Below are 860 nucleotides of genomic sequence, written 5' to 3'. Positions count from 1 at the left end.
CCGTGCCGTATTGCGTCACGAGGTCGATGCCCGTCTTGTAGTCGCCGAAGGTGCGCAGCGACTCGGCCCCGATCCAGGGCTGGATCCCCTTCAGCGCGCAGCGTGCCTTCGTCGCGCCGGACTTCGACGACAGCGCGTGGGAGAGCGTCACGCCGGCGGGCTCCGGTGTCGACGGCGTGACGTGGTACCGCACGACCGTCACGCTGACGGAAGCGCAGGCGCGGGCGGCGTACGCGCTGCACCTGGGCCCCGTCGACACGTACGACACCACCTGGGTCAACGGCCAGCGTGTGGGCGGCGCCGGGCTGGCCTGGCTGGGGCGCGACTATCCGGTGCCCGCGGGCGTGTTCAAGCCGGGCCGCAACGTGATCGTCCTGCGCGTCCTGGGCAGCGGCGGCATGACGGGCGCACCGGCCAACCGCACCATCGGTTTGAGCGACGGCCAGGCGATCCCGCTGCCGGCCGCGTGGAAGGTCCGGCGCGGCAGCGCGCTGAAGGGGCTCGCCGTGCCGCCGGCACCGTGGGACATGCTGACGAGCTACACGACGCTGTACAACGGCATGATCGCGCCGCTGGTCGGCTACAAATTCAAGCTGGCGGCGTGGTACCAGGGCGAAGCGAATGCCGACGCGGCGGATGAATACCGCACCCTGCTGCCCATGCTGATGCGCGACTGGCGCCAGCGCTTCGGCCAGCCCGCGTTGCCCTTCCTCGTCGTGCAACTGACGTCGTACGGCGCGACGGCGACGGCGCCGGGCGATTCCACATGGGCCGAGCTGCGCGCGGCGCAGGCCGACACCGTCGCGCACGATGCGCACGCGGGGCTGGCCGTCACGCTCGACGTGGGCGACCGCTTCGAC

1 protein-coding gene is annotated in these 860 nt (G+C 71.9%); it reads left to right on the top strand.

The annotated features are described in order from the left end of the window. Window positions 1-176: 176 nt before the first annotated feature. On the top strand, window positions 177-860 hold a 684-nt coding region (locus tag ACEN88_RS32975; protein ID WP_413346498.1), incomplete at its 3' end, for a sialate O-acetylesterase.

Origin of the sequence: Massilia sp. CT11-108, from assembly GCF_047302915.1 — a bacterium.
GTDB classification, from domain to species: Bacteria; Pseudomonadota; Gammaproteobacteria; order Burkholderiales; family Burkholderiaceae_D; genus Telluria; species Telluria orientalis.
Note: the sequence above shows the minus strand (reverse complement) of the source record. Positions and strands in the feature narration are given on the sequence as shown.